This is a genomic window from Pontivivens nitratireducens (assembly GCF_014235845.1).
GTDB lineage: Bacteria > Pseudomonadota > Alphaproteobacteria > Rhodobacterales > Rhodobacteraceae > Pontivivens > Pontivivens nitratireducens.
Map to the genome: position 1 here is coordinate 294,604 of NZ_JACJUQ010000002.1, position 26,094 is coordinate 320,697.

24 protein-coding genes are annotated in these 26,094 nt (G+C 62.5%); 8 read left to right on the plus strand and 16 right to left on the minus strand.

Annotated features, from left to right (window positions below; genetic code table 11):
* Positions 1 to 69 precede the first annotated feature (69 nt).
* Both epsC and H1S03_RS04235 read left to right on the plus strand, forming a co-directional pair.
* Entirely contained in the window at positions 70 to 885 is an 816-nt protein-coding gene (gene epsC / locus H1S03_RS04230; protein WP_185803293.1) for a serine O-acetyltransferase EpsC, read from the plus strand.
* The gene (locus H1S03_RS04235; RefSeq protein ID WP_185803294.1) at positions 834 to 2,441 is read left to right on the plus strand and encodes a DUF2125 domain-containing protein; all 1,608 of its coding nucleotides are present in this window, start codon (positions 834 to 836) and stop codon (positions 2,439 to 2,441) included. The genes epsC and H1S03_RS04235 overlap by 52 nt, the downstream gene beginning before the upstream one ends.
* Positions 2,442 to 2,525: 84 nt before the next feature.
* Here the strand turns inward: H1S03_RS04235 and H1S03_RS04240 are convergent, their stop codons facing one another.
* The 8 genes from H1S03_RS04240 to tkt all read right to left on the minus strand — a co-directional run bounded on the left by H1S03_RS04240 (position 2,526) and on the right by tkt (position 11,520).
* A complete protein-coding gene (locus tag H1S03_RS04240) occupies positions 2,526 to 3,890 on the minus strand; it encodes a pyruvate dehydrogenase complex dihydrolipoamide acetyltransferase (protein ID WP_185803295.1) in 1,365 nt (454 codons plus the stop codon).
* 13 nt (positions 3,891 to 3,903) lie between these two features.
* Positions 3,904 to 5,292 carry a pyruvate dehydrogenase complex E1 component subunit beta gene (locus H1S03_RS04245; RefSeq protein ID WP_185803296.1) on the minus strand — a complete coding sequence of 463 codons (1,389 nt, stop codon included), beginning with the start codon at positions 5,290 to 5,292 and terminating at the stop codon, positions 3,904 to 3,906.
* Positions 5,289 to 6,308: a pyruvate dehydrogenase (acetyl-transferring) E1 component subunit alpha gene (gene pdhA, locus H1S03_RS04250; RefSeq protein ID WP_185803297.1), complete on the minus strand. Its 1,020-nt coding sequence runs from the start codon at positions 6,306 to 6,308 to the stop codon at positions 5,289 to 5,291. The genes H1S03_RS04245 and pdhA overlap by 4 nt, the downstream gene beginning before the upstream one ends.
* Positions 6,309 to 6,426: 118 nt before the next feature.
* Complete coding sequence (locus tag H1S03_RS04255) at positions 6,427 to 6,735, minus strand: FtsB family cell division protein (protein ID WP_240910335.1); 309 nt, start codon at positions 6,733 to 6,735, stop codon at positions 6,427 to 6,429.
* Positions 6,736 to 6,898: 163 nt separating this feature from the next.
* The gene (locus tag H1S03_RS04260) at positions 6,899 to 7,828 is read right to left on the minus strand and encodes a class I fructose-bisphosphate aldolase (protein ID WP_185803298.1); all 930 of its coding nucleotides are present in this window, start codon (positions 7,826 to 7,828) and stop codon (positions 6,899 to 6,901) included.
* A gap of 172 nt (positions 7,829 to 8,000) precedes the next feature.
* Positions 8,001 to 9,188, minus strand: a complete 1,188-nt coding sequence (locus H1S03_RS04265; RefSeq protein WP_185803299.1) for a phosphoglycerate kinase — start codon at positions 9,186 to 9,188, stop codon at positions 8,001 to 8,003.
* 17 nt (positions 9,189 to 9,205) lie between these two features.
* Positions 9,206 to 9,349, minus strand: coding sequence for a hypothetical protein (locus H1S03_RS04270; protein ID WP_166191894.1), 144 nt, complete (start codon positions 9,347 to 9,349; stop codon positions 9,206 to 9,208).
* Between the two features lie 158 nt (positions 9,350 to 9,507).
* Positions 9,508 to 11,520, minus strand: a complete 2,013-nt coding sequence (tkt, locus tag H1S03_RS04275) for a transketolase (protein WP_185803300.1) — start codon at positions 11,518 to 11,520, stop codon at positions 9,508 to 9,510.
* Positions 11,521 to 11,777: 257 nt separating this feature from the next.
* On the opposite strand from tkt, the gene H1S03_RS04280 reads away from it, so the two are divergent.
* Genes H1S03_RS04280 through H1S03_RS04295 form a run of 4 tightly spaced genes read left to right on the plus strand, consistent with a single transcriptional unit; the run spans position 11,778 to position 13,593 of the window.
* Positions 11,778 to 12,032 carry a hypothetical protein gene (locus H1S03_RS04280; protein WP_185803301.1) on the plus strand — a complete coding sequence of 85 codons (255 nt, stop codon included), beginning with the start codon at positions 11,778 to 11,780 and terminating at the stop codon, positions 12,030 to 12,032.
* Complete coding sequence (locus H1S03_RS04285; RefSeq protein ID WP_185803302.1) at positions 12,025 to 12,426, plus strand: cell division protein ZapA; 402 nt, start codon at positions 12,025 to 12,027, stop codon at positions 12,424 to 12,426. The genes H1S03_RS04280 and H1S03_RS04285 overlap by 8 nt, the downstream gene beginning before the upstream one ends.
* A complete protein-coding gene (locus H1S03_RS04290; RefSeq protein ID WP_185803303.1) occupies positions 12,423 to 12,773 on the plus strand; it encodes an ArsC/Spx/MgsR family protein in 351 nt (116 codons plus the stop codon). Before H1S03_RS04285 ends, H1S03_RS04290 begins: the two co-directional genes overlap by 4 nt.
* Positions 12,760 to 13,593, plus strand: coding sequence for a patatin-like phospholipase family protein (locus H1S03_RS04295; RefSeq protein ID WP_185803304.1), 834 nt, complete (start codon positions 12,760 to 12,762; stop codon positions 13,591 to 13,593). Before H1S03_RS04290 ends, H1S03_RS04295 begins: the two co-directional genes overlap by 14 nt.
* Before the next feature lie 119 nt (positions 13,594 to 13,712).
* Here the strand turns inward: H1S03_RS04295 and grxD are convergent, their stop codons facing one another.
* From grxD to purL, 4 genes are all read right to left on the minus strand, one after another.
* Positions 13,713 to 14,084, minus strand: coding sequence for a Grx4 family monothiol glutaredoxin (gene grxD / locus H1S03_RS04300; protein WP_166191876.1), 372 nt, complete (start codon positions 14,082 to 14,084; stop codon positions 13,713 to 13,715).
* The gene (locus H1S03_RS04305) at positions 14,081 to 14,329 is read right to left on the minus strand and encodes a hypothetical protein (protein WP_166191873.1); all 249 of its coding nucleotides are present in this window, start codon (positions 14,327 to 14,329) and stop codon (positions 14,081 to 14,083) included. Before H1S03_RS04305 ends, grxD begins: the two co-directional genes overlap by 4 nt.
* A gap of 17 nt (positions 14,330 to 14,346) precedes the next feature.
* Positions 14,347 to 14,589 (minus strand): BolA/IbaG family iron-sulfur metabolism protein, encoded by a 243-nt coding sequence (locus H1S03_RS04310; RefSeq protein WP_166191870.1) that lies wholly within the window; start codon positions 14,587 to 14,589, stop codon positions 14,347 to 14,349.
* A gap of 95 nt (positions 14,590 to 14,684) precedes the next feature.
* On the minus strand, positions 14,685 to 16,862 hold the full coding sequence (gene purL / locus H1S03_RS04315) for a phosphoribosylformylglycinamidine synthase subunit PurL (protein ID WP_185803305.1): 2,178 nt from the start codon (positions 16,860 to 16,862) through the stop codon (positions 14,685 to 14,687).
* Positions 16,863 to 17,153: 291 nt separating this feature from the next.
* On the opposite strand from purL, the gene H1S03_RS04320 reads away from it, so the two are divergent.
* Positions 17,154 to 18,014 carry a LysR family transcriptional regulator gene (locus H1S03_RS04320; RefSeq protein ID WP_185803306.1) on the plus strand — a complete coding sequence of 287 codons (861 nt, stop codon included), beginning with the start codon at positions 17,154 to 17,156 and terminating at the stop codon, positions 18,012 to 18,014.
* Between the two features lie 233 nt (positions 18,015 to 18,247).
* Here H1S03_RS04320 and H1S03_RS04325 read toward each other — a convergent pair whose 3' ends face one another.
* Positions 18,248 to 19,159, minus strand: coding sequence for a LysR family transcriptional regulator (locus H1S03_RS04325; protein WP_166191861.1), 912 nt, complete (start codon positions 19,157 to 19,159; stop codon positions 18,248 to 18,250).
* A gap of 564 nt (positions 19,160 to 19,723) precedes the next feature.
* On the opposite strand from H1S03_RS04325, the gene H1S03_RS04330 reads away from it, so the two are divergent.
* On the plus strand, positions 19,724 to 23,137 hold the full coding sequence (locus tag H1S03_RS04330; RefSeq protein WP_185803307.1) for an indolepyruvate ferredoxin oxidoreductase family protein: 3,414 nt from the start codon (positions 19,724 to 19,726) through the stop codon (positions 23,135 to 23,137).
* 6 nt (positions 23,138 to 23,143) lie between these two features.
* Here the strand turns inward: H1S03_RS04330 and H1S03_RS04335 are convergent, their stop codons facing one another.
* The 3 genes from H1S03_RS04335 to secG form a co-directional block, all read right to left on the minus strand.
* Positions 23,144 to 23,821, minus strand: coding sequence for a fumarylacetoacetate hydrolase family protein (locus H1S03_RS04335; protein ID WP_185803308.1), 678 nt, complete (start codon positions 23,819 to 23,821; stop codon positions 23,144 to 23,146).
* Between the two features lie 35 nt (positions 23,822 to 23,856).
* Positions 23,857 to 25,500, minus strand: coding sequence for a CTP synthase (pyrG, locus tag H1S03_RS04340; protein ID WP_185803309.1), 1,644 nt, complete (start codon positions 25,498 to 25,500; stop codon positions 23,857 to 23,859).
* Positions 25,501 to 25,661: 161 nt separating this feature from the next.
* The gene (gene secG, locus H1S03_RS04345) at positions 25,662 to 26,027 is read right to left on the minus strand and encodes a preprotein translocase subunit SecG (protein ID WP_166191849.1); all 366 of its coding nucleotides are present in this window, start codon (positions 26,025 to 26,027) and stop codon (positions 25,662 to 25,664) included.
* Between the last annotated feature and the right edge of the window lie 67 nt (positions 26,028 to 26,094).

The following is a 26,094-nucleotide window of genomic DNA, read 5'->3' on the forward strand; positions in this document are numbered from 1 at the left end:
CGTGATACGGACATGCTTGATTTTTGCAGCCATTGCGCCGATTTGAGAGGAGAAGTCAGGGAGGGCGACATGCCTCAGTTAAACACACGCGAAGTTGCACAAACGCTCGATCCGGTGTGGTCGCGCATCCGCGATGAGGCTTCGGCCATGGTCGCGGATGAGCCCAGGCTGGCGGGACTGGTTCATGCGAGTGTCCTGAATCGCCGGACCTTCGAGGACGCGCTGTGCTACAGGCTGGGGCAAAAGCTGGCCTCGGGCGAAATGACCGAAGGGCTGGTTCGCGAGATCATGACGGAGGCGCATGATGCCGATCCCGAACTGGGACGCATCGCACGCACCGACGCCGTCGCCGTGCTGGAGCGCGATCCGGCCTGCCACAGGTTGATCCAGCCGCTGATGTTCTTCAAGGGTTATCAGGCGGTGCAGGCCCATCGCGTGGCACGGCATCTGTGGATACACGGGCGCGTGGACATGGCCTATTTCTTTCAGATGCGAACGTCCGAAGTCTTTGGCGTCGATATCCACCCCGGCGCGCGGATCGGTCAGGGCGTGATGATAGACCATGCCCATTCGATCGTGATCGGGGAAACCGCAGTCGTGGGCGACAACGTGTCCATGTTGCACTCCGTCACGCTGGGGGGCACCGGCAAGGAAGACGGCGACCGCCATCCCAAGATCGCACACGGCGTATTGATCGGTGCCGGAGCGGCCATTCTGGGCAACATCACGGTGGGTCATTGCAGTCGTATCGCTGCGGGTTCCGTCGTGTTGGAGTCGGTCGCACCGTGCAAGACGGTGGCAGGAGTCCCGGCGCGTGTGGTTGGAGAGGCGGGATGCGATCAGCCAGCCGTCTCCATGAACCATTTGTTGAACACGACTGTGTGAATTCACATTTCCCAGCGTGCGGAAACGTCGCATTAGGCAGGTGTGTTGTTCTTGAAAGGGTCGAGATGAAGTTTTTGTTCGCCGGTGTTTCCGGCCTTGCCTTGCTCGCCACCAGTCCTGCCTATGCCGTACTGACGCCTGCGGACGTCACCGATCGGTTGGAAGCTATGGCGGCGCTGGCGGATGGTGCGATCCAGTATGATCTGGAAACGCGCGAAGATGGCAGTGTCGTTCTGCGCGATATCCTGATCCTTGACCTCGACGATAAACCGCTGCTGCGCCAGACGCAGGGAGAAATCGTATTCGCGCCCATTTTGAACGACGATTTCGAAGTCGATGTTCAGGGGCTGGAAGCGTTGAGCTTCGATCTGATGGAGGATGGCGATCAAATGGGTGAGGTATCGATCACCCACGACGATTACACCTATCAGATGCGGGGTTCGGCAGAGCTGGTGGAGAGCGTCTATACGGTAAGTCGTGCAACGGTCGACATGTCCAACGATGGTGTTGCTGACGTGCCGGCCTTTACCGCATCGCTCATCGGCGAAGGCATCACCTCGGAGATGGTGAGCAATTTCGCGCGGAGCGAGGGAAGCATGTCCACCCGGATCGAGCGGGTGACGACCGAGAGCTTGACTTCCCAGGCACAGGGTGGCGTGAGTACCCGAGCGTTGTCTGTTTACGAAGACACGGCCTATCAGGCGGAGTGGGCAGGCATGCCGCTGGCGGAGCGTCTCGCCGGTTTGCGTGCCGAGGAGCTTCCGCCAGTGCTCAAGCAGGATTCCTTTGCTGTCAGCGGGACGTCCGGGCAGGCTCGATCTGCCTCGGAAATGACGAATCGCGGTGGGGCGACGATTTTGACGGATGCCAGTACGGGGGCCTCCGCCTTCAATGCCGAGCTGAAAGAGGGTCAGTTGACCGCGCAGATCAGTGGTGAGGACATGGTTATGACACTTACCGGCACCGTATTGCCCTTTCCAAAGGCGTCGGTTTCTCTTGCGGGGCTCGATACGTCCCTGTCTATACCAGTGATGGTTGAGAAGGGTACCGCGAACGGAGCGTACAGCTTGCGCCTGGATCGGCTGTCGGTTTCGGACAATGTCTGGAGTATGGTGGATCCACAAGGACAACTGCCTCGCGACCCTGCCGACCTCGTCCTGGATCTGGCGTTTGGCGGGCAATTCGAGGATGGATTGTTCGCGCAGATGTCCGAAATTGAGCAGGACATCAGTCGCCTCAAGTTTGAGAGTCTGGATATTAACGAGTTGTCGCTGTCCGCGATCGGGGTTGATCTGGTGGCAGAGGGTGCGTTTACCTTCGATAACTCGCAAGGCGAAACCGTGCCGCAAGGCAGCATGAACGCGGAGGTGTCAGGCCTGGACGGAGTTATAGCCACCTTGGCTGGTATGGGTGTGCTACCGCCTGAGATCATGATGAGTGCACGGATGCTGATGGGGCTGATGTTGGTGCCGGGGGACCGGCCGGATACGTATACCTCGGTCATTGAGGTAGCACCTGACGGAACGGTCAGTGCGAACGGTGTGCCGCTGCAATAGACCCCACCGAACGCTGCAGTGTGAACGAAAAAAGGCCGCTTCCTCAAAGGGAAGCGGCCTTTCCAGATCTTGCTCGGCGCCCAATCAGGCAAGCATCGTGATGGGATCCTCAAGGTTCTCCTTGACCGCGGCGAGGAATTCCGCCCCGAGCGCACCGTCGATGACCCGGTGATCGACCGAGAGGGTGACGCTCATCACCGTGGCGGTGGTCAGCTCCCCATCCTTGCCCACGACAGGCTTCTTCACGCCCGCTCCGACGGCCAGGATCGAGGCGTGCGGCGGGTTGATGACGGCGTCGAAATTCTCCACCCCCATCATGCCCAGATTCGAAATCGCGAACGTGCCACCCTGATATTCGTGCGGTGCAAGTTTGCGATCACGCGCACGACCGGCCAGATCCTTCATTTCTTTTGACAAGGCGCTGAGGCTCTTGCTGTCGGCATCGCGCAGAACCGGAGTGAAAAGGCCACCCTCGATCGCCACGGCGACGGCCACGTCCGACGGCTTCAGCTTCAGAATCCGGTCGCCTGCCCAGACGGCGTTGCAATCCGGGACCTGCTGAAGTGCGTTCGCACAGGCCTTGATGATGAAGTCGTTGACCGACAGCTTGACGCCCTTGGCCTCCAACCCCTTGTTGAGCTGGCTACGGAATTTTATCAGCGCGTCGAGATGTATGTCGCGGCGCAGATAGAAATGCGGAACCGTCTGCTTCGCTTCTGTCAGGCGGGCGGCGATGGTCTTGCGCATACCGTCGAGTTTGACTTCCTCGTAGTCGCGATCCGCGTACATCTTCGCCACGGTTTCGGCGGACATGCCCTGAACTGGCGCGCCCCCCTTCGGAGCCATCTTTTCAGTAGGTGCTGCCTTGTCCTCGGACGCGGCCTTCTTCGGCTGCGCCGTGGCATTTTCCACGTCGGATTTCACAATGCGGCCATGGGGGCCGGACCCGGTGATCTCGCTCAGATCCAGACCCTTGTCCGCTGCGATCCGGCGTGCGAGCGGCGTGGCGAAAAGGCGCTCGCCATCCTTCGATTTAGCGGGTGCAGTTTTTGGGGCCGAGTCAGGGGCAGGGGCCGGCTTGGCGGCATCGTCATCGCGGCCGTATCCCTTCGCCGGTTCGACTTCCTTGGGAGCCTCAGCCGGGGCGGCGTTCGAAGAGGACTCTTCTGAAGGGGCCGAAGCATCGTCGATATCGTCGGCGCTTTCCCCTTCCTCCAGCAGGACGGCGATCAGGTCGTTGACCTTCACGCCCTCCGTGCCCTCCTCGACCACGATCTTGCCGATCGTGCCTTCGTCCACGGCCTCGAACTCCATCGTGGCCTTGTCTGTCTCAATCTCCGCGATGACGTCGCCGGAGGAGACACTGTCTCCCTCCTTGACGACCCATTTCGCGAGTGTGCCTTCCTCCATCGTTGGGGAAAGCGCAGGCATCAGAATGTTGATGGGCATGTTTTCCCCTTCCTTACTTGTAGGTCACGGCACGAACTGCGTCGATCACCTCTTGAGTGGTGGTCAGCGCGTGCTTTTCGAGATTTGCGGCATAGGGCATCGGCACGTCCTTGCCCGTGCATGACAGGACCGGCGCGTCGAGGTAGTCGAACGCCTCCGCCATGATATGGGCGGCCAGATGGTTCGACATCGACGCGACGGGGAAGCCTTCCTCGACGGTGACGCAGCGGTTGGTCTTCTTCACCGAGTTGATGACCGTCGCGTAGTCGATGGGTCGCAGCGTGCGCAGGTCGATCACCTCAGCCGAGATATCCATTTCGGTCAGCGCGTCCGCTGCCTCCAGCGCATATGTCATGCCGATGCCCCAGCTGACGATGGTCACGTCCGTGCCCTCGCGCCAGATCTTCGCCTTGCCGAACGGAATGGTGAAATCGTCGATCTCCGGCACGTCGAACGTTTTGCCGTAGAGGATTTCGTTTTCGAGGAAGATCACCGGATTGGGATCGCGGATCGCCGTTTTCAGCAGGCCCTTCGCGTCGGCGGCGGAGTAGGGTTGCACGACCTTGAGACCCGGAATGCTGGAATACCACGCCGCGTAATCCTGCGAGTGTTGCGCACCCACGCGCGCTGCAGCACCGTTCGGGCCGCGGAACACGATGGGACAGCCCATCTGACCGCCGGACATGTACAGCGTCTTGGCGGCAGAGTTGATGATCTGATCGATCGCTTGCATGGCGAAGTTGAAGGTCATGAACTCCACGATCGGGTTCAGTCCGCCGAACGCGGCACCGACGGCAAGGCCGGTGAAACCATGCTCGGTGATCGGGGTGTCGATCACGCGCTTCGCGCCGAATTCGTCGAGCAGGCCCTGGCTGATCTTGTAGGCGCCCTGATACTCAGCCACCTCCTCCCCCATCAGGAAAACATTCTCGGACCGGCGCATTTCCTCGGCCATTGCATCGCGCAGGGCCTCACGGACGGTTTGTGATTTGAAGCTGGTCCCCTCGGGCACGTCCGGCGTCGGGGCGGGCGTATCCGCCGCAGGTTTTGCGGCGGCGGGAGCTTTCTCATGTTCGATTTCTGAAGACGCGTCCTCTTGCGGTTCTGCCTTCTCCTCCGGGGCCGCCGCAGGGGCGGCATCCGCAGCGGAGGCATCCTCGCCTTCCTCCAGCAGAATGGCGATGGGGGTGTTTACCTTGACGCCCTCGGCGCCCTCCTCGATCAGGATCTTGCCGATCGTGCCTTCGTCCGCGGCCTCGAACTCCATCGTGGCCTTGTCCGTCTCGATCTCCGCGATCACGTCGCCGGAGGAGACGCTGTCCCCCTCCTTGACGACCCATTTCGCGAGTGTGCCTTCCTCCATTGTCGGGGAAAGCGCGGGCATCAGGATCTCGATGGTCATACTGCTGCCTCCTGCGGAAGTTCGTCGGCGTAAATATCGGACCACAGCTCTTCGAGCGCGGGTTCCGGGCTTTCCTGCGCGAACTTGGCGGATTCATTGATGATCGCCTTGATCTCCTTGTCCACGTCCTTCAGTTCATCCTCGCTTGCGTGATTTCCGGTCAGCAGCATCGCCTTGATGCCCTCGATCGGGTCGCGTTCCTCGCGCATTTTCTGCACTTCCTCACGTGTGCGGTATTTCGCGGGATCGGACATGGAGTGGCCACGGTAGCGGTATGTCTTCACTTCCAGAATATACGGCCCTTTGCCCGCGCGGCAGTGGGCGACGGCGGTTTCACCGGCTTCCTTGACTGCCAGAACGTCCATGCCGTCCACCTCACGCCCCTCGATACCGAAGGCTGCGCCCCGCTCCCAATACGAAGGGGAGTGGGTGGAGCGTTGCACCGAGGTGCCCATCGCATACTGGTTGTTCTCGATGACGAAAATCACCGGCAAGTCCCACAGCGCGGCCATGTTGTAGGTCTCGTAGACCTGACCCTGGTTCGCCGCCCCGTCACCGAAATAGGCGAAGGAAACGGTGTCCTCGCCCTTGTACTTATTGGCGAAAGCCAGTCCGGCGCCGATCGGCACCTGGGCCGCGACGATGCCGTGCCCGCCGTAGAATTTCTTCTCCTCCGAGAACATGTGCATCGAGCCACCCTTGCCACGGGAATAGCCGCCCTCGCGGCCGGTAAGCTCTGCCATCACGCCCTTGGGGTCCATGCCGCAGGCCAGCATGTGACCGTGATCGCGATAGGAGGTCACGCGGCTGTCGCCCTCCTTCGCTGCGGCTTCCAGCCCGACGACCACCGCTTCCTGACCGATATAAAGATGACAGAACCCGCCGATCAGGCCCATGCCGTAAAGCTGGCCCGCCTTTTCTTCGAATCGCCGGATCAGGAGCATGTCGCGATAATAGGCGAGCAATTCCTCCCTGGACGCGTTGGGGCGCTTGGCCGCCGCCTTTCGTGTCGCCATGAAACGTCTCCTCAGACTCGTTTGATATCAAACTACCCTAGCTTAACGTGGGGTTACATCAATAGCACCCATAAATTTCAGGTGGATCAATGTCGAGGGTCGTCAAAGGATTTCGGTGTCAGCGGATCAAAATTTCGTCAGGCCGAACCAGCCCCAGAACCAGCCGTGCCCGCTCATCCAGCAGGTCAAGGTCAAGGTAGTCGCTCGACAGTCTGTGCGTGCGGTTTTCCAACTCGCCACGCTCCTGCCGCAGGCTGGCCAGCGTGACGTTAAGATCGCGAATGTCCTCATGCACCGTGGCCAGGCGGGTCATGCCGTGATTGCCCTGCAGGGCGATGAACGCGAAATAGATTATCAGTCCCAGCGCACCGAGCGAAAATGCCGCGTCGCTCAACGCACGGGCCGGAATGCTGGATGGTTTGACCACGGAATTACCAGACGACTGCAAAGACTGAATTTTCTTACAGCGACTATGGCAAATTCAGAATCGTCTGTGAAACACTTTCGGCGTGAAAACACTCAGACTGGTATTTTCGCTACACTTGCGGGCAGCTTGGGGTGGGGCGGCCTGTACCGGCCGCCCCGTTGGATCAGTCACGGCCCTTGTAGATGTCGATGATCTTGCCGAGCATATCGAGCGCCTCACCCCGCTCGCGCTGGAACGTGTTGCGTCCGATGATCGAGCCGTTGCCGCCGCCGTCGCGGATTGCGCGGGCATCGTCGTAGACCGAGTCCGCGCCCTTCTTGGACCCGCCCGAGAAGACGACAATCCGGCGCCCGTCGAAGCTGGCCTGCATGCAGTGGCGCACCCGTGCCGCCTGATCGGAGATGTCGATGCCCTCGCTCTCGTAGACCTTCTTGGCCTCTCCCAGGCTGAGGTGATCGCTGCTCAGCTTGATCTTGATAATATGCGCGCCCAGCAGGGCGGCGATTTGTGCGGCGTAAGCACCGATATCGATCGCCGTCTCGCCGTCCTTGTCCAGGGCTTCACCACGGGGATAGGACCAGATGACGGTCGCGATGCCCTTGGCCGCCGCCTCCTGCCGCATGGCCGAGATTTCCTCGAACATGTCCAGACCGGCGGAGGATCCCGGATAGATGGTGAAGCCGATGGCCGAACAGCCCAGACGCAGGGCATCGTCCACGGTGGCGGTGATCGCCTGATCTTTCGGCGCTTCGTCGGGGATCAGCGAGTTCGCGCTGTTGGCCTTCAGAATGGTGGGGATTTGACCGGCGAATGTGTCCGCTCCAGCTTCGATCATGCCCAGCGGCGCGGCATAGGCGGACAGGCCCGCATCTATGGCCAGTTGATAGTGGTAATGCGGATCATAGGCGGCGGGGTTCGGAGCGAAGCTGCGGGCAGGGCCGTGTTCGAACCCCTGATCGACCGGCAGGATCACCAGTTTACCCGATCCCCCCAGCTTACCCTGCATCAGTATCCGGCACAGGTTCGCCTTCACTCCGGGCGTTTCGCCCTCATAATTGGCAAGGATGTTGCGAACGATGCGAGTGGCTTTCATCAGGGGGTCCTCCAGGAGCCTCGGGAAACATGATGTTTGCTAGCCAGCAGGCGCGGACCGGTCAACTGTGTGACCGGCCCCCAACCGCTTTGAATCATGTGCGGTGCAACAAATATTCCAAAAACACGGGCAAATGCATGATTTGTGGGCGGATGCCCAGAAAATCAGGGGCTTAGCCCAATGCCGCGACGCCGGGCAGGGTCTTGCCCTCCAGCCACTCCAGAAACGCGCCGCCGGCGGAGGATACGTATGTGAAATGATCCGCCGCCCCCGAAATGTTCAGTGCGGCGACAGTATCGCCGCCGCCCGCGACGGAAACGAGGCGTCCCTCTCGTGTCAGCTCCGCGACCGTCAGCGCCGCGGCCTTGGTCGCGGCGTGAAACGGCTCGATCTCGAACGCGCCCAGCGGGCCGTTCCAGACCACGGCCTTGGCCTGACCGAACAACTCAGCCACGGCGCGGACAGTTTCCGGCCCGGCGTCGAGGATCATCGCGTCCTCGGGGCAGGCATTCGCCGCCACCGTCTCCGACTCGGCGCCCGCCTTGAACTCCCGCGCGACAACCACATCGACCGGCAGATGCAGCGTGCAGCCCGACCCGTTTGCCTTGTCCATGATGGCGCGGGCAGTGTCGGTCATGTCGTGTTCACACAGCGACTTGCCCACGTCGATGCCCTGCGCGGCCAGAAACGTGTTCGCCATGCCGCCGCCGATCACGATATGATCCATGCGGTCGATCAGATTGCCCAGCAGGTCCAGCTTGGTCGAGACCTTCGCCCCCCCCACCACGGCGACGACCGGCCGCGGCGGATCGCCCAGCACCGCCTGCAACGCCCCCAGTTCCTCCGCCATCAGACGCCCCGCGCAGCTGGGAAGCAGCCGCGCCAGCCCCTCGGTTGAGGCATGGGCCCGATGCGCGGCGGAGAATGCGTCATTGCAATAGATGTCGCCGCCTTCGGCCAGCGCCTTGGCGAAATCCGCGTCGTTCTGCTCCTCACCGGGGTGGAAGCGCGTGTTTTCCGCCAGAACCACGCCGCCGTCGGGCAGATCGGCCAGCGCGTCCTTCACCGGCGCGCCGATGCAATCGCTGGCGAAGCGGACCGGCACGCCCAGATGCTCTTCAACGGTGGAAACGATCTGCTCCAGGCTCATATCCGCGACGACCTTGCCCTTTGGCCGCCCGAAATGCGCCAGCAGCACCGGTGTGCCGCCAGCGGCCAGAATATCGCGCACGGTCGGCACGATCCGCTCGATCCGGGTGGCGTCGCTGACCGCGCCATCCTGCATGGGCACGTTCAGATCGACACGCGTCAGCACGACCTTTCCAGCGAGGTCGAGATCGTCGAGGGTTTTCCAGCTCATGTCGGGGTCCTTTGAGGTCAGCGCCAGAATGCCATCCAGGTCGAGATGCGCCACAACAGCTTCATCGCGTCGATCCAGAGGTCCCAGCCAAAAAAGAGGGTGTCGGCGAGGAAGATGGCAACGATGATACCGCCAAGCCAAAGGGCGAATGTCGTGTTCATGAATCCTCTCCGACCGTCGCATCCTGTTTACGCAACGTCCGCAGATATGTCACCCGCCGTTCGGGGCCAGGCAACCCGTCGGAATGGAAATCGGGCGTGCCACACCGAGCGTAGATGCGTATTGCGGGGGAGGTGTCACCCCCCCCCGGCAAAGGACATTACAGCAGATCGCGAACCTTTTGCGCGACAGCCTCGGCGGTGATGCCGAAATGCTCGAACAACTCGCCCGCCGGGGCGGAGGCGCCGAAGCTGTCCATGCCGACGAAATCGGCTTTCTTCCAGTTGCCGCGCTCACCGCACAGCCACTTGTCCCAGCCCTGACGGATGCCTGCCTCGACCGCGACGCGCACGGGGCCTGCGGGCAGGACGCGCTTGCGATAGGCCTCGTCCTGCTGCTCGAACAGTTCCCATGACGGCATGGAGACGACGCGCACGCCGATGCCCTCGTTTTCCAGCAGACGCCGGGCTTCCAGCGCGACGGAGACTTCCGAACCGGTGGCCAGCAGGATCGCCATGCGCTTGCCCTGCGATTCCGCCAGAACGTATGCGCCCTGTGCCGTCAGGTTCTTCGTCTTGTGCTCGGTCCGGACCACCGGCAGGTTCTGACGGGTCAGGGCCAGCATCGAGGGCCCCTCCATCGTCACGGCCAGTTCCCAGGCCTCCGCCGTCTCGATGGTATCGGCGGGGCGCAGGACGGTCAGGTTCGGGATGGCGCGCATCGCTGCCATGTGCTCGACCGGCTGGTGCGTCGGGCCGTCTTCACCCAGACCGATGGAATCGTGGGTCATCACATAGGCCACCCGGATGTTCATCAGCGCGGACAGGCGCATTGCCGGGCGGGCGTAATCGGTAAAGGCCATGAACGTGCCGCCATAGGGCAGGACACCGCCATGCAACGCCATGCCGTTCATCGCGGCGGCCATGCCATGTTCGCGGATGCCGTAGGACACGTGCCGACCCTTGCGGTTGTCCGCATCGAACGTGCCCAGATCCGGCGTCAATGTGTTGTTGGAGCCGGTCAGGTCAGCGGAGCCGCCGATCGTCTCGGGCAGGATGGAGTTGATGACGCCGAGCGCCAGTTCCGATGCCTTGCGCGTGGCGACGGCCTTGCCCGCCTCGGATGCGTCCTGCTTGAAGCGTTTGATCGCGGCGGACAGCTTCTTGGGTGTCTCGCCGGACATCTGGCGCTTGAACTCGGCTTGCTTGGTGCCGGACAATCCCGCGAGGCGCGTTTCCCATTCCTGGCGGGCGATTGCCCCGCGCGCACCGATCTGGCGCCATTCCGACAGCAGGTCGGCGGGAATGTCGAACGGCGCGTGGGTCCAGCCATAGGCCTTGCGCGTGTCCGCGATCAGCGTGTCGTCGGTCAGCGCGCCGTGGCCCTTGGACGTATCCTGAGCCGAGGAGCCGATGGCGATATGCGTCTTGCACGCGATCATCGAGGGCTTGGGCGATTGCTTCGCCTGCCGGATCGCCTCGTCGATGCTTTCGGGGTCGTGCCCATCGCAGGAGAAGACGGACCAGCCTGACGCCTCGAACCGCGCCATCTGATCGGTCACATCGGAAATGGAGACCTTGCCGTCGATGGTGATGCCATTGTCATCCCACAACACGATCAGCTTGCCCAGTTGCTGCTTGCCGGCCAGGCCGATGGCCTCCTGCGAAACACCTTCCATCAGGCAGCCGTCGCCCGCGATCACGTAGGTGTGGTGATCCACGATCTTCTTGCCGAACCGCGCTTGCAACGATGCCTCGGCGATGGCGAAGCCGACGGAGTTCGCGATGCCCTGACCCAGCGGGCCGGTCGTCGTCTCGATCCCGTCCGCGTGGCCGTATTCCGGATGGCCCGCCGTGCGCGCGCCCAACTGGCGGAAGTTCTTGATCTCCTCCAGCGTGATGTCGGAATAGCCGGTCAGATACATCAGCGCATAAAGCAGCATGGAGCCGTGGCCCGCCGACAGCACGAACCGGTCGCGGTCGGCCCAGCGGGGCTGCGAAGCGTCGAACTTCAGGTGCTTCTCGAACAGGACCGTCGCCACGTCCGCCATGCCCATGGGCATACCGGAATGGCCGGAATTCGCGGCCTTGACCGCGTCGAGGGCCAGCACACGGATCGCGGTGGCCTTGTTCCAATGATCGGGGTGGCGGGCGCGCAGGTCTTCGATGTTCACGAGTGATCTCTCATCCACTGGGAAAAGTCGCGCTCTCAATACCACTGCACACCCTTTGGTCAAGCGTATCGGGCCCGCATACCGCAATCGAGGCGACTTTCAGCCGGTTTGGGGTCATTTTGGCAGCAGCGCGGAGCATCGGGCTGACTCGCGGCATTTTCACCGGCGAAAATGCGTGTCAAAACTGGCGAAGGTCGAAGGAACGCGATAGGTTACGCCAAAACAGGGCGAACGCCCCAGGGCAGCAGAGGCATGACATGAACGATATCGAGGCATTGGAGGCCCGCATCGAGGCGGCCACCACCCGGATCGCCACCGCCATCGCGGCAAAACAGAACGTTGCGGCGGAACCGGGCGGCGATCCCGTCGCATTGCGCAGGTTGGAGCGGGTGAACGTCGCCCTGCGCGCGCAGCTCAAGGATATGGAGTTGAAGCGTGAGGCCGACATGGCGCAGCTCGACGGCCTGATCTCCGAATTGCGCCCCCTGGTGGAGGAAGCTGAAAATGGCTGAGATCGATCTGGATATCGGTGGAAAGACCTTCCGCGTCGCCTGCGCCGATGGGGAGGAACGCCAGTTGCAATCCGCCGCGGCCCTCGTCGCGTCCGAGGCGCAGAACCTCGTCGCCGCCATCGGGCAACTGCCTGAAAGCCGGATGCTGCTGATGTCCTCGCTGATGCTGGGCGACCGGCACATCGCCTTGCAAGGTCAGCTTCGCGCGGCGGAGGATCGGATTCGCGCCCTCGAACTGCGTGCCGAACGGGCGGAGGCTGAAAGCGCCGCGCCCGCCGCACCCGCGCCGGGCGGTCTGTTCCAGCAGGATCCGGCGGAGGCGCTCGCCGCCCTGACCCGCACCGCCGAAACGCTGGAGGCAATGGCCGACGCGTTGGAGGCCAAGGCGGAATGAGCGTTCAAGTCTACGGCATTCCATCCTGCACAACGGTTCGCAAGTCCCTGAAATGGCTCGACTCGCGCAATGTGGCCTATGAGTACACCCCCTTCGCGAAGGTGCCGGACCTGGCCACGGCGTTGCGCACATGGATCGACAGCGCGGGGCAGGACCGGGTGATGAATGCGCGCGCCGCGACCTTTCGCGCCTTGCCTCAGCCCGAGCAGGAGCGCATGAAATCGGATGTGGATTTCGCCATCGCCCGCATGGTGGCCGATCCGCGACTGATCAAGCGGCCCGTGCTGGTCGCCGGCACCACGGTTGCGACCGGGTTCGATGAGGCGGAGTGGCGTGACGCAATCTGAAATCCAGCGATTTCCAAATCTCGTTTTCGGCGGTGGGGGGACGCGATGCTTCTGGCATGGCGGTTTTCTCGGGTCGATCTACGATTTGCTGGCGCCGACGCAGAAAATCAACGCCGTCTCGGGCGGGGCGCTGTCCGCGCTCGCCTATGTGACGAAGCAGGAGGCGCGACTGCTCGACATTACCGGCAGTCATTTCGACGTTGCCGCAGGTGGCCCCGGCAACATGAGCTGGGCGCGAAGGCGCAGCGGCGGCGATCTGTTCATTCATCAGGTGCTCTACCGCACGATCGTTTCGATCATGATGGATAACACCGCCGCGGTCGAGGCAATCGCGGAAGGTCCGCAATTCACCGTCCAACTGGCCAAACCCTCCCGCTACGGCGCGCTGGCCACCGTGCTCGCCTACGCGGCGGAGGTTCCGGCCCGAGGATCCCCGCATGTCCGCGCGGCGCGTCGCATGGGGGCGGTTCCCGTCTATGTCGATGCGCGTCAGGCCGCGCGCGAGGGGCGCTTCGTCGATCTGGTCGTGGCAGCCGCGTCCAGCCCGCCGGTCTTTGACCAATTGTTCTGGGACGGCGTGGCGGTGATCGACGGCGGTGTGGTGGACAATGCCTTCCCGCATGAGGAGGGCGAGGACCAGCTTATCATGGTCACGCGCCCCTATCCCAAACTGCCCGTGATCGAGGGCCGTACCTACGCGAAACCCTCACGCAAGATCGCGACCAACAAGCTGGACTTCACCGACCGCGCCGGGATCGAGGCCGCCTGGAAACAGGGGATGGATGACGGGGCCGCGTTCCGCGCAACCCTGACAGCATAGTCTTCACCGGGTTTAAGCGCGGGTAAAGGCGGTGATGCTGGCCGGTACAAGGCGCTGAGCGCACACAGAACGGCAATCAGCCTATCGGGCACATAGGTTGCGCCCGACAGGTGGCAGGATCATTCCTGCTTGTTCGCCTCACGAACGCGCGCGGCGGCTTCCTCATCGAACGAAACGCCGTTTTCCTTGAGCAAGGTATCCATCTCGCCCGACAGGACCATTTCGGTGATGATGTCGCAGCCGCCCACGAACTCACCCTTTACATAGAGCTGCGGGATCGTCGGCCATTCCGAATAATCCTTGATCCCCTGCCGGATATCCTCGTTCGCCAGAACGTTCACATCCTTGAAGGGGACATTCATGTAGGTCAGAACACCTGCCACACGGGATGAGAATCCGCATTGCGGCATGGAGGCCGTGCCTTTCATGAACAGGACGACATCGTTGCCCTTCACGTCCGCGTCGATGATGTCATGTGCGGGATTTGTCATTGCCTGGGCTCCTTGGTTTTCACTGCACGTGCCTTGATGGCCTGATCGCGCATGTAGTCGTTCGCCTTCTGGATGTCACCATGTCCCAGCGGATTCCCGAACGTGGTGTGCACCTCACGCAGTTTCGTGGGGTCGATGTCGAATTTCTCTGCGAATGTTCGGGCAGGGCGCTTCGACCTGAAGGCATATTCGATGATGGCCAGCAGGATGACAGCGGCGATAATGCCGCCGATCACATAGACCATCCATATGGCTCCCTCGCTCACGCCGGAACCTTGGTCGTCAACGCCAGAGCGTGCAGCAACCCGTTGCTGCCCTGCATCTGATCGCCCAATGCCGCATAAACGGCCTGATGTTGTTTTACCCGGCTCAGCCCGCGAAATTCCTCCGCCGTGACGAAGGCGGCGTAGTGATTGCCGTCACCGGCCAGATCGTCGATCCGAATCTCGGCGTCCGGGAATTTCTTGCGGATCAGGGCTTCGATCTCATGCGCCTGCATGGCCATCGTGTCATCTCCCTCTCTCGTTTGATGAAAATGTATTGCGTCCCGCTGCGGGCGGCAAGGTGTGCCGCCGCATCGCGTTTCGGTCCCGACCAACCTCAGCCGAAGCGATGGGGCAGGGCGGTATCGCTGGCCACCCGCAGATCGGCCAGCGCAACCGAGGCGGAGCCGAGGACAACCGCGCCCCCGCCGACCTGTCCCACGACCTTCGCGGGCAGCCCCTTGGACCGGGCCATGGCGATCAGCGCCTCCGCATCGCGAGTGGCGAGCAGATAGCGCGCCTGATCCTCACCGAACCACCAGCCGGTTCCGCTGCCCTCCAGCGTGATGCCGACATCCCCCGCCAGCGCCATATCGCTGGCCGCCAGCGCAAGCCCTCCATCCGACAGGTCGTGGGCCGCGCGGATCAGACCGGCGGCGAAAGCGGCCCGCACCAGTTCGCCATGCGCCCGCTCCGCGGTCAGATCGACCGGTGGGGCGTCGCCCTCGATGCGCTGATACAGTTCCGCCAGCAGGGCGGACTGGCCCAGATGGCCGCGCGTTTCCCCCAGCAGGACCAGCATATCGCCATCGCTGGGTGCCGTGGGGATCATATCATCAAGCGAGGCAAGCAGGCCCACCGCGCCGATGGTCGGGGTCGGCAGGATGCCGGTGCCGTCCGTCTCGTTATACAAGCTGACATTGCCCGACACGATCGGCATGTCCAGCGCCGCGACCGCCGCGCCGATCCCCTCGATACAGCCTACAAGCTGCCCCATGATCTGCGGCTTTTCCGGATTGCCGAAGTTGAGGTTGTCGGTCGTGGCCAAGGGGGTGGCCCCGGTGGCGCAAAGGTTGCGATACGCCTCCGCCACCGCCTGCTTGCCGCCCTCGACCGGGTTCGCCAGGCAATAGCGCGGCGTCACGTCCGAGGTGAAGGCCAGCGCCTTGTCCGTGCCGTGCACCCTCACGACGCCCGCATCGGCACCGGGCGCGCGCACGGTATCGGCCATGACGGTGGTGTCGTATTGCTGCCAGACCCATGCGCGTGAGCCATAATTGGCGGAGCCTGCCAGCGCCAGCAGCGCCTCCGCCGGGTCCACCTCGGGCACGTCCCCGACTGGTCCCGCAGGCGGGGTGGCGACCCAGGGGCGGTCATATTCGGGGGCGGTTCCCGACAACGCCTTCAACGGCAGGTCGGCCTTTACCTCACCATTGTGCACGATCAGAAAGCGATCCTCGGCAATCGTCTCACCCACGATGGCGAAGTCCAGATCCCATTTGTCAAACACCGCCTTGGCCTCATCCTCCTTGGCGGGCAGCAGGACCATCAACATGCGTTCCTGCGATTCCGACAGCATCATCTCATAGGCTGTCATGTTTTCTTCGCGCACCGGCACACGCTCCAGATCCAGCCGGACGCCCAGATTGCCCTTGTCGCCCATTTCCACGGCGGAGCAGGTCAGGCCCGCCGCCCCCATGTCCTGAATCGAGATCACGGCCCCCGTCGCCATCAATTCCAGCGTTGCCTCCATCAGGCGCTTTTCGGTGAAGGGGTCGCCGACCTGCACGGTGGGGCGCTTGTCCTCGATGGTGTCATCGAACTCGGCGGAGGCCATGGTCGCGCCGCCCACGCCGTCACGGCCCGTCTTCGCGCCCAGATAGACCACCGGCATTCCCACGCCTGACGCCGCCGAATAGAAAATCTTGTCCGCATCCGCCAGACCGGCTGCGAAGGCATTTACCAAACAGTTGCCATCGTAAGCCGCGTGAAACCGCAATTCCCCGCCCACCGTAGGCACGCCAAAGGCATTGCCGTAGCCGCCCACCCCCTCAACCACACCATTGACGAGAGTTCGGGTGCGCGGATGCTCGACCCGGCCGAAGCTGAGCGCGTTCATCGCCGCGATCGGACGCGCGCCCATGGTGAACACGTCGCGCAGAATGCCGCCGACGCCGGTGGCGGCCCCTTGATACGGCTCGATATAGGAGGGGTGGTTGTGGCTCTCCATCTTGAAGACCACGGCCATCTTCTGCCCGTCGGGGCCTTCGCCGATATCGACGACGCCCGCATTTTCACCTGGGCCGCAGATCACTTGTGGACCGGTTGTGGGCAGGGTGCGCAGCCACTTCTTCGACGACTTGTAGGAACAATGCTCGTTCCACATCGCGGAGAAGATGCCCAGTTCGGTGAAGCTCGGCTCACGCCCGATCAGGTCGAGGATGCGCTGGTATTCCTCATCGTTCAGGCCGTGAGCGGCGATAAGGTCAGTGGTGATGGCGGGATCGTTGGACATCGGGGCCTCCGGCAGGCTTGCGTTGCAGCCTTTTAGGGGGCGGAGGCCCCTGTCGGCAAGTCACCTCTGCCGCTGATCTATGCGTCGCTCATAGACCGGCTGATGCGGCGGGTGAAGTTGACGTTGCAGCGGATCGGTTCGGCTGGCAATCGAATATGTATTCGCGAACAGAAATAACATGACGTTCTCCTCCTCCTGTGTTTCGATGTACTGAATATGAGCCTGATCTCGACTTCATGCGAGCCATAACGGTTTCTGAAATGTTAGCCTGAGTTACATATGCCCGAACCCTTGCTCCCGCCTCTCGCCGCCCTTCGCGCCTTCGAGGTGACGGCCCGCCATCTCAGCTTCTCCGCCGCGGGGCGGGAGTTGAACGTGACACATGCCGCTGTTGCACAGCAGGTGCGCGGGTTGGAGCGTGAACTGGACGTCATTCTGGTGCAGCGCGCCGGGCGCGGTCTGGCCCTGACGACGGACGGGCAGGCCCTGGCACATGACCTGGCGGAGGGATTCGCCAGCTTCCGGCAGGGAATTTCCAGAATTCGCGATCAGAAAAGCCTTCTGCCCGTGCGTATCGCGCTGACCCCCAGCTTTGCCGTCAGTTGGTTCATGCCCCGCCTTGCGGCCCTGCGCGATGCGCATCCGGACATCGAACTGGCGCTGAATCCCGGCCCGGAACTGGTGGATCTGGGGGCGGGTGAGTACGATCTGGCGATCCGCTTTGGTCCGGGCGGCTGGCCCGGCGTCATCAATGAGCCGTTCATTCCGACCTCGTTCGTCGTGTGCGCCGCGCCCACCCTGGTCGAATCCTGGTCGCCCGATTGCCCTGAAGACCTGCTCGCCCTGCCATGGTTCGAGGAGCCCGGCCGACATGAACAGGCGATCTGGCTGACCGCGATGAACATCCCGATGGAACGTGTGAAAAACATCACGCAGATCCCCGGCTACATGATGCTGGCCGCCCTGCGTGAGGGGCAGGGCATTGCCGCGACCACAAAACTGTTCGTTCAGGAGGATGTGGACGCAGGCCGCCTGCGCATCTTGTGGGAGGATGAGACCCCGGGCTGCGGCTATCACCTGCTCTACCGCAAGGGCCCCCAGCGCGCGCAGGTCCAGGCTGTGCTCAAGTGGCTGAAAAAGCAGGTCGAGTAAGCAAAAAAAAGGCCGAGCATAAAGCTCGGCCCAAGTCCAACAGGGAGGTATCAAGACCGACGGGAAGCAACCGGAGCCGCACATCCGCCTGTCTTGAGAGGGTATCTAGAACGCCCGACCGCTTATGGCAAGTGAGTGTGCACAACTGTATACGCATAGCTGTATCCCGCTGGGTGCATGTGTTGCGGTTACAGCACAATCTGATCGCTATGGGCCACTGCGATCCATGACGGTCAGCTTGCAGCCTCCGCCGCCTCCCGCTGGGCGCGTTTATAGGCGGCGATTTCGGCCAGAATGAAATCACGAAACGCCGCGACCCGCTTGGAATGACGCAATTCCTCGGGATAGGCGAGATAGACCGGCACCACGCCGCTCGCCTGGCTGGGCACGACGTTAACCAGATCGGGCTGGTTGTTCGTCACGTAATCGGGCAGGGCGCCGATGCCCAGGCCGTGGATTACCGATTGCAGGATGCCGAAATAGTTGTTTACCGTCAGATGGCTGGGATGATCCCCGTCGAGGAACGGGCGCAGCCAGGCCTGACCGGCGGCAACCTGCGGGGAATCGGGCGCATGTCCGATGATGCGATGGCGCATCAACTCCTCCGCCGTGGCGGGCAGGCCATTGCGACCGATATAGTCCTCCGAGGCATAGAACCGCATCCGCACGTCCATCAGCCTGCGGCGGATCAGATCGGCCTGACTGGGTTCCTTGAGCCGGATGGCCACGTCCGCCTCACGCATCGGCAAATCGACGACCCGTTCGTCCAGCATCAGATTGATCTTGAGGTTGGGATACCTCTCGTAAAGCCGGATCAGGCGAGGGGCCAGCCACAGCGTCCCGAATCCGGTGGTCGTGGTGACGCGCAGTTCGCCGAAAACCTCATCCTCGCTGTCGCGAATGCGCGCGGTGGCCGCGGCCAGCCGTTTGGCCATGTCGCGTGTGGCGGAATACAACAACTCGCCCTGTTCGGTCAGCATCAGCCCGCGCGCATGGCGATGGAACAGCGTGACATTCAGCGCCTCCTCCAGCCCCCGAATCTGGCGACTGACGGCAGATTGGCTCAGATGCAGGCTGTCCCCCGCATGGGTGAGAGAGCCGACATCCGCCACAGCATGGAAAATCCGCAATTTGTCCCAGTCCATACCGTCTTCGCTCCCCTCAGCTCCGATGTGTCCCGGCTGAATGATTGGCCACGGCAGATATGGACCGTTTCGACTTGCTCAAGACTATCGCGCGACTGTCACGCAACCGCATGGCTTTTTTGCACGAGATTTGCTGCGAGGATACCAAATTCGCGTCGTGGGCCAAGGCGCTACTGATAATTTTGGGCAAATTATAAAGACACTTTCGAAGGTTTCCCCCTGTTCTGGATGGTGAATCATCCCTTTGGGCTAGACACGAAAGCGATTTCGATCCGATGCCCCAGAACGGAGGGATGATATAGCATCGTCCTGTCTGCCGAATTAAAAGGGCATTTCGTTGCGTATTGTATAAGCTATTGATTCTGAAGATTTCGTTACGGTTCGGCTTGCACGTTCGGTGTCGGTACTAATCCCGATACCTTCGCTCGTCCTTCACCACGCGCCGCACATCTGCGTGAGTCTTCGAAAATTCACCTTGAAGGGTCAATATTTCTTACCTAACCTAGGGTCGTAACTCAATTCGTGAAGCCTTCGCAGTTTGGGCATCATGTGGGAGATGATGATATGACGCTACAGGATGTAAGCCTGTCCGACCGCTACGATCTGAGCAAGGACACCGTTCTGCTCAGTGGTATTCAGGGGCTGGTGCGCCTGCCATTGATGCAGGCCGCGCGCGACCGCGCCGCCGGGCACAACACGGCTGGCCTCGTTACCGGATATCGCGGATCGCCGCTGGGGGGCGTGGATCAGCAGATGCAACGCGCGGCGAAGCAGTTGACGGAGGCGAACGTCGTGTTCCAGTCCGGCCTGAACGAGGACCTCGCCGCGACCGCGCTGTGGGGCGCACAACAGGCGGAATTGCGGGGCGAGGGCAAGTATGACGGCGTGTTCGGCCTTTGGTATGGCAAGGGGCCGGGCGTGGACCGTTCGGGCGATGTCTTTCGCCACGCGAACATGGCGGGCACGTCCGCGCTTGGCGGGGTTCTGGTCGCGATGGGCGATGACCATACGGGCGAAAGCTCGACCGTGCTGCACCAGTCGGAATTCGCGCTGGTCGATGCCCTGATGCCGATCCTGGCCCCCGCCGGTGTGCAGGAAGTGCTCGATTACGGTATCCTGGGCTGGGCGTTGAGCCGCTATTCCGGCTGTTGGGTCGGGATCAAGTGCCTCAAGGACACCATCGAGGTGACGGAGGTCGTGGACGGTTCGATCGACCGCGTTCAGGTCCGCCAACCCACCGATTTCGACATGCCCGCAGGCGGCATCAACATCCGTCTGGGCGATTCCCCGGCGGAGCAGGAGGCCCGCCTGCACGATTACAAACGCTTCGCAGCCGAGGCATTTGCCCGCGCAAACAAACTGGACTACCGCGTCCACGGCGATCGCGGCGCGCGCATCGGCATCGTCTCCAGCGGCAAGAGCTGGCTCGACACGATCCACGCCCTCGACCTGTTGGGCATCGACGAGGCGGAGGCCCAGCGTCTGGGCATCACCACCTACAAGGTCGGCATGCCGTGGCCGCTCGACATGAAATCGATGCGCGAATGGTCCGACGATCTGGACATCATCATCTGCGTCGAGGAGAAGCGAAAGCTGATCGAGGTGCAGATCAAGGAGGCGATCTTCGATGACCGCAAGGGCCGTCGCGTCGTCGGTTGGAAAAAGGAAGACGGCGACCTGCTGTTCACCGTCAAGGGCGCGCTCGATCCCGTCCTGATCGCACGAAAGCTGGGCGCTCTGCTGGCGGAGGAGGGCGTGACCTCGGAACGCTTGACCACCGCGATGGAGGTTCTGGACTCCGCCGCGAAGGCCGACAACGCCGAGGAAATCGCCGCCCGCCTGCCGTGGTTCTGCTCCGGCTGTCCGCACAACTCCTCAACCAAGGTTCCCGAGGGTTCTCGTGGATATGCCGGCATCGGCTGTCACTACATGGTGCAATGGATGGACCGCGAAACCGTCGGCTTCACCCATATGGGCGGCGAGGGCGCGAACTGGATAGGTGAGGCACCCTTCTCGAAAACGCAGCACGTGTTCCAGAACCTAGGGGATGGCACATATAACCATTCCGGCGTGCAGGCGATCCGCGCCGCGCTGGCCGCAGGCACCAATATCACCTACAAGATCCTCTATAACGATGCCGTCGCCATGACGGGCGGCCAATCCAACGAGGGCGGTCTGGACGCGCTGCGCATCGCGCATGAGGTCAAGGCGATGGGCGTTTCACGCATCGTCGGTGTCTACGATCCGAAGGAGGACGTCGATCCCGCCAGCTTCCCCATAGAAATGCGCGAACGGGATGAGCTTGACGCCGTTCAGCGTGAGTTGCGGGAGATTGAGGGCGTCTCCGTCATCCTCTACATCCAGACTTGCGCCGCCGAAAAACGCCGCCGGCGCAAGCGCGGCACCTTCCCCGATCCCGACAAGCGCGTGTTCATCAATCCCGCCGTGTGCGAGGGCTGTGGCGATTGCGGCGTTCAGTCCAACTGCGTCTCGATCCTGCCGCTGGAAACCGAACTTGGCCGCAAACGCCAGATCGACCAGTCGAGCTGCAACAAGGATTTCTCGTGCCTCAAGGGATTCTGCCCTAGCTTCGTCACGGTTGAGGGGGCCAAGGTCCGCAAGGCGGAAACGACCGCTGTGCGGATCGACGACCTGCCCATGCCCGCCCTGCCGACGATCAACGGCACGCATAACCTCGTCATCACAGGCGTCGGCGGCACGGGGGTTGTCACCGTCGGCGCCGTGCTCGCCATGGCTGCACATCTGGAGGGCAAGGGCGCCGGCGTCATGGAAATGGCCGGTCTGGCGCAAAAGGGCGGCGCGGTGCACATTCACGCCCGCATTGCCGAAACACCCGGTGACATCAGCGCCGTGCGCGTCGCAGTGGGGGAGGCTGACGGCGTGATCGGGGGCGACATGGTCGTGGCCGCCGGGTCCAAGACTCTGGGCCTGATGACCCGTGGCCGCACCCGCGCCGTGTGCAACAGTCATGAGATCATCACGGGCGAATTCACCCATAACAAGGAATTCCAACTGCCAACCGACCGCATGAGCCTCGCCCTGCGCGCCCGCCTCGGCGATGACGCGCTGGCGATGCTGAATGCCTCCAAGCTGGCGGAGAAGGTCCTGGGCGACGCGATCTACGCGAACGTCCTGATGCTGGGTGCCGCGTGGCAGGCGGGTCTTGTTCCCCTGTCGCTGGAGGCGCTGATGCGCGCCCTGGAACTCAACGGTGCCGCGGTCGAGGGCAACAAACGCGCCTTCGAACTGGGCCGCTGGGCGATACATGCGCCCGATGAGGCTGCGGCGCTGACAACCTCCGAAGTCCCGGTGGAGGAGCGCAGCCTGGAGGAACGTGTCGCCTTCCGCGCGGATCAGTTGACGGCCTATCAGAACGCAAAGCTGGCGAAGAAATACACCGCGCTGGTGGATCGTGCCCGAAAGGTCAGCGATGAGCTCGCCCTCGCCGTGGCGCAGGGATATCACAAGTTGCTGTCCTACAAGGATGAATACGAGGTGGCGCGTCTGCATTCCGAAACGCTGGAACAGGCCATCGCGGAGAAATTCGAGGGCGTCACGAACATGCGCTTTCACATGGCCCCGCCGATCCTGGGCAAGAAGGACGCCGAGGGTCGCCCGGCGAAGTCCGAATTCGGCCCGTGGATGCTCAAGGCGTTTTCAATCCTGCGCCATGGCAAGACGCTGCGCGGCACCCCGCTCGATCCCTTCGGCTATACCGCCGAGCGTAAGATGGAGCGGGCGCTGATCGCTCAGTTCGAGGCGGATATGGATGAGGTCCTGTCATCGGTCGATGCGTCCACCCACGACGCGGCCGTCGCGTTGGCGCTGTTGCCGCTGCAAATTCGCGGCTTCGGCCACGTGAAGCAGGCCAATGCCGAGGATGCTGCAAAGCGGCGCGAGGAAATCCTCGCCCGGTTCAGGGCCGGCGGTGCGCCGATCCTGCACGCCGCGCAGTAACTGCAATCAGGGCGCGATGATCGTGGTTATCGCGCCCAGCCCCTCGATCTGACAGGTACAGCTATCGCCCCGCTGCAATGCGCCCACGCCAGCAGGCGTGCCGGTATAGATCAGATCGCCCGGCACCAGCGTGACCGAGGCGGAGCAGGCGGCGATGATTTCCGGCACCGACCAGATCATCTCTGACAGATCGCCGCGCTGGCGCTCCTCCCCGTTGACCCGGCTGGTGATCGCGCCGGTCAGGGGATGCGGGCCACGGTGGACCGGACCGCAGATTGCCGAATTGTCGAACGCCTTGCCCCAATCCCACGGCCGCCCGGCCTTCTTCGCCACCGCTTGCAGATCGCGCCGTGTCAGGTCATTGCCGATGGCATAGCCCCAGACATGGCTCAACGCGTCCTCAGCACGGATATCCGTGCCGCCGGTCCCGATCGCGACGACCAGTTCGACCTCATGATGCAAGTCTTTGGTCTGCGGCGGGTAGGGGATGGTGTGCCCGTCCCCGACCAGCGCATCCGCAGGCTTGGTAAAGAAGAACGGCGGGTCGCGCTCGTCATTGCCCATCTCGCGCGCGTGGGCGGCATAATTGCGCCCGACGCAGAACACGCGCCGGACGGGAAACCGGTCCTCCGTGCCCTCGACGGCGACACTGGGCTGGGCGGGGGCGGGCAGTACGAAGCTCATTTCACTTTCTCCAAATATCCCCGCCGGAGGCCCCTTCACACCAGTCGGGACTGATCCATTGCCGCGCGCACGAAGCTGGCGAACAGCGGGTGCGGCTCGAACGGTTTCGATTTCAGTTCCGGGTGGAATTGTACGCCGACGAACCACGGATGCGTTGGAATCTCGACGATCTCGGGCAATTCCCCGTCCGGGCTGAGGCCGGAGAAGCGCAAACCCGCTTCCTCCAGCTTTTCCTTGTAGGTAATATCGACCTCGAACCGATGACGGTGCCGTTCCGAAATTTCGGTGGCGCCATAGATATCCGCAATCCTGCTGCCCGCGGCCAGCGTCGCGTCATAGGCGCCCAGTCGCATGGTGCCGCCCTTGTCGTCGTTGATCGAGCGTTGGATGGTGCGGTTGCCCTCGTTCCATTCCTTCATGTGATAGATCACGTGCTCAAATCGCCCGCCGCCGGATTCGGTGTCGAACTCCTCGGAGCCCGCCTTGCCGATACCGGCCAGATTGCGCGCGGCCTCGACCACGGCCATCTGCATTCCCAGGCAGATGCCGAAATAGGGAATGTCGTGCTCACGCGCGTATTTCACGGCTCTGATCTTGCCCTCGGTTCCCCGCTCACCGAAGCCTCCCGGCACCAGAATGCCGTGGAATCCTTCGAGATAGGGGGCCGGATCGTCACTGTCGAAGATCTCCGCGTCGATCCATTCGGTGCGCACCTTGACCCGGTTGTGCATTCCGCCATGGGTCAGCGCCTCGCTGATGGATTTATAGGCGTCCTCTAGCTGCGTGTACTTGCCGACGACGGCGATGCGGACCTCGCCATCGGGGTTGTAGATACGGTCGGCCACGTCGCGCCAGCGGTCCAGCTTGGGGGCAGGGGCCGGCGCGATGCCGAACGCGTCCAGAACCGCCTGGTCCAGCCCCTCGCGGTGATAGGCCAGCGGCGCCTCGTAGATCGACTTGAGGTCCAGCGCAGCGATCACCCGTTCCGGCCGCACGTTGCAGAACAGGGCGAGCTTCTCACGCTCCTTGCTGGGAATCGGCTGATCGGCGCGGCACACCAGAATATCGGGCGCGATCCCGATGGAGCGCAGCTCCTTGACCGAGTGCTGCGTCGGCTTCGTCTTCAACTCCCCCGAGGCGGCAATGTAGGGCAGCAGCGTCAGGTGCATGAACAGGCACTGGCCGAAGGGTTTCTCCTGCCCGAACTGCCGGATCGCCTCGAAGAAGGGCAACCCCTCGATATCGCCGACGGTGCCGCCGATCTCACACAGCATGAAATCGACCTCGTCGCTGCCGACTTCCAGGAAATCCTTGATCTGGTTGGTAACGTGCGGGATCACCTGAATTGTCTTGCCCAGATATTCGCCCCGGCGTTCCTTCTCCAACACGGTGGAATAGATCCTGCCGGAGGACACGGAATCCGTCGAACGCGCCGCAACCCCGGTGAACCGTTCGTAGTGACCCAGATCCAGATCCGTCTCCGCGCCGTCATCGGTGACAAAGACTTCACCATGCTCAAATGGCGACATCGTACCGGGATCGACGTTCAGATAGGGGTCGAGCTTGCGCAGCCGTACCGAATAGCCCCGCGCCTGCAGCAATGCACCCAGTGCGGCGGAGGCAAGTCCCTTGCCAAGCGAGGAGACCACCCCGCCGGTAATGAATACGTATCGTGCCATATGAAATGGTCCCCCGTGTCGGCCTGAATTGCCGCCTGGTGTCAGTCTGGATCGTCACCACGCCACGGGATTGATCCCTTACCCGGAAAAGATGATTCCAGCAAGCGATCAACCCCCCGATCTAGTGGTCGGGGGGGTATGTGACGCGATGTATTGAATTGTTATTCAGCCGCTGGCGGCAGTTCTAGGCCACCTGTCGGCGGCAGCAGGTCGCCCTGCAGGTCCCCGGGCAGCGTCGTATCGACATCGCCTGCGGGTTGCTCCGTGCCCAGCCGGTCCAGTACGCTGGAGTTCCCACTCTCGCGCGCGGCGATGATGGTAAGGGCCACGCACAGCGACAGAAAGGCAGCCGCGATGATCCATGTCACCTTGCTCAGCGCGGATGCCGCGCCGCGCCCGGACATCATGCCGCCACCGCCGCCGCCACCACCCATGCCGAGGCCGCCCCCTTCGGAGCGCTGCATCAGCACCACGATGATAAGCGCGAGTGCGAGCAGAAGCAGAATGACGAGAAGAACGTTTTGCATTACGGGTCCGTGCGCTGACTGATGGCGATGCGAGGCTATCTAACAAAGCGATCCCGAGGTGTCGATG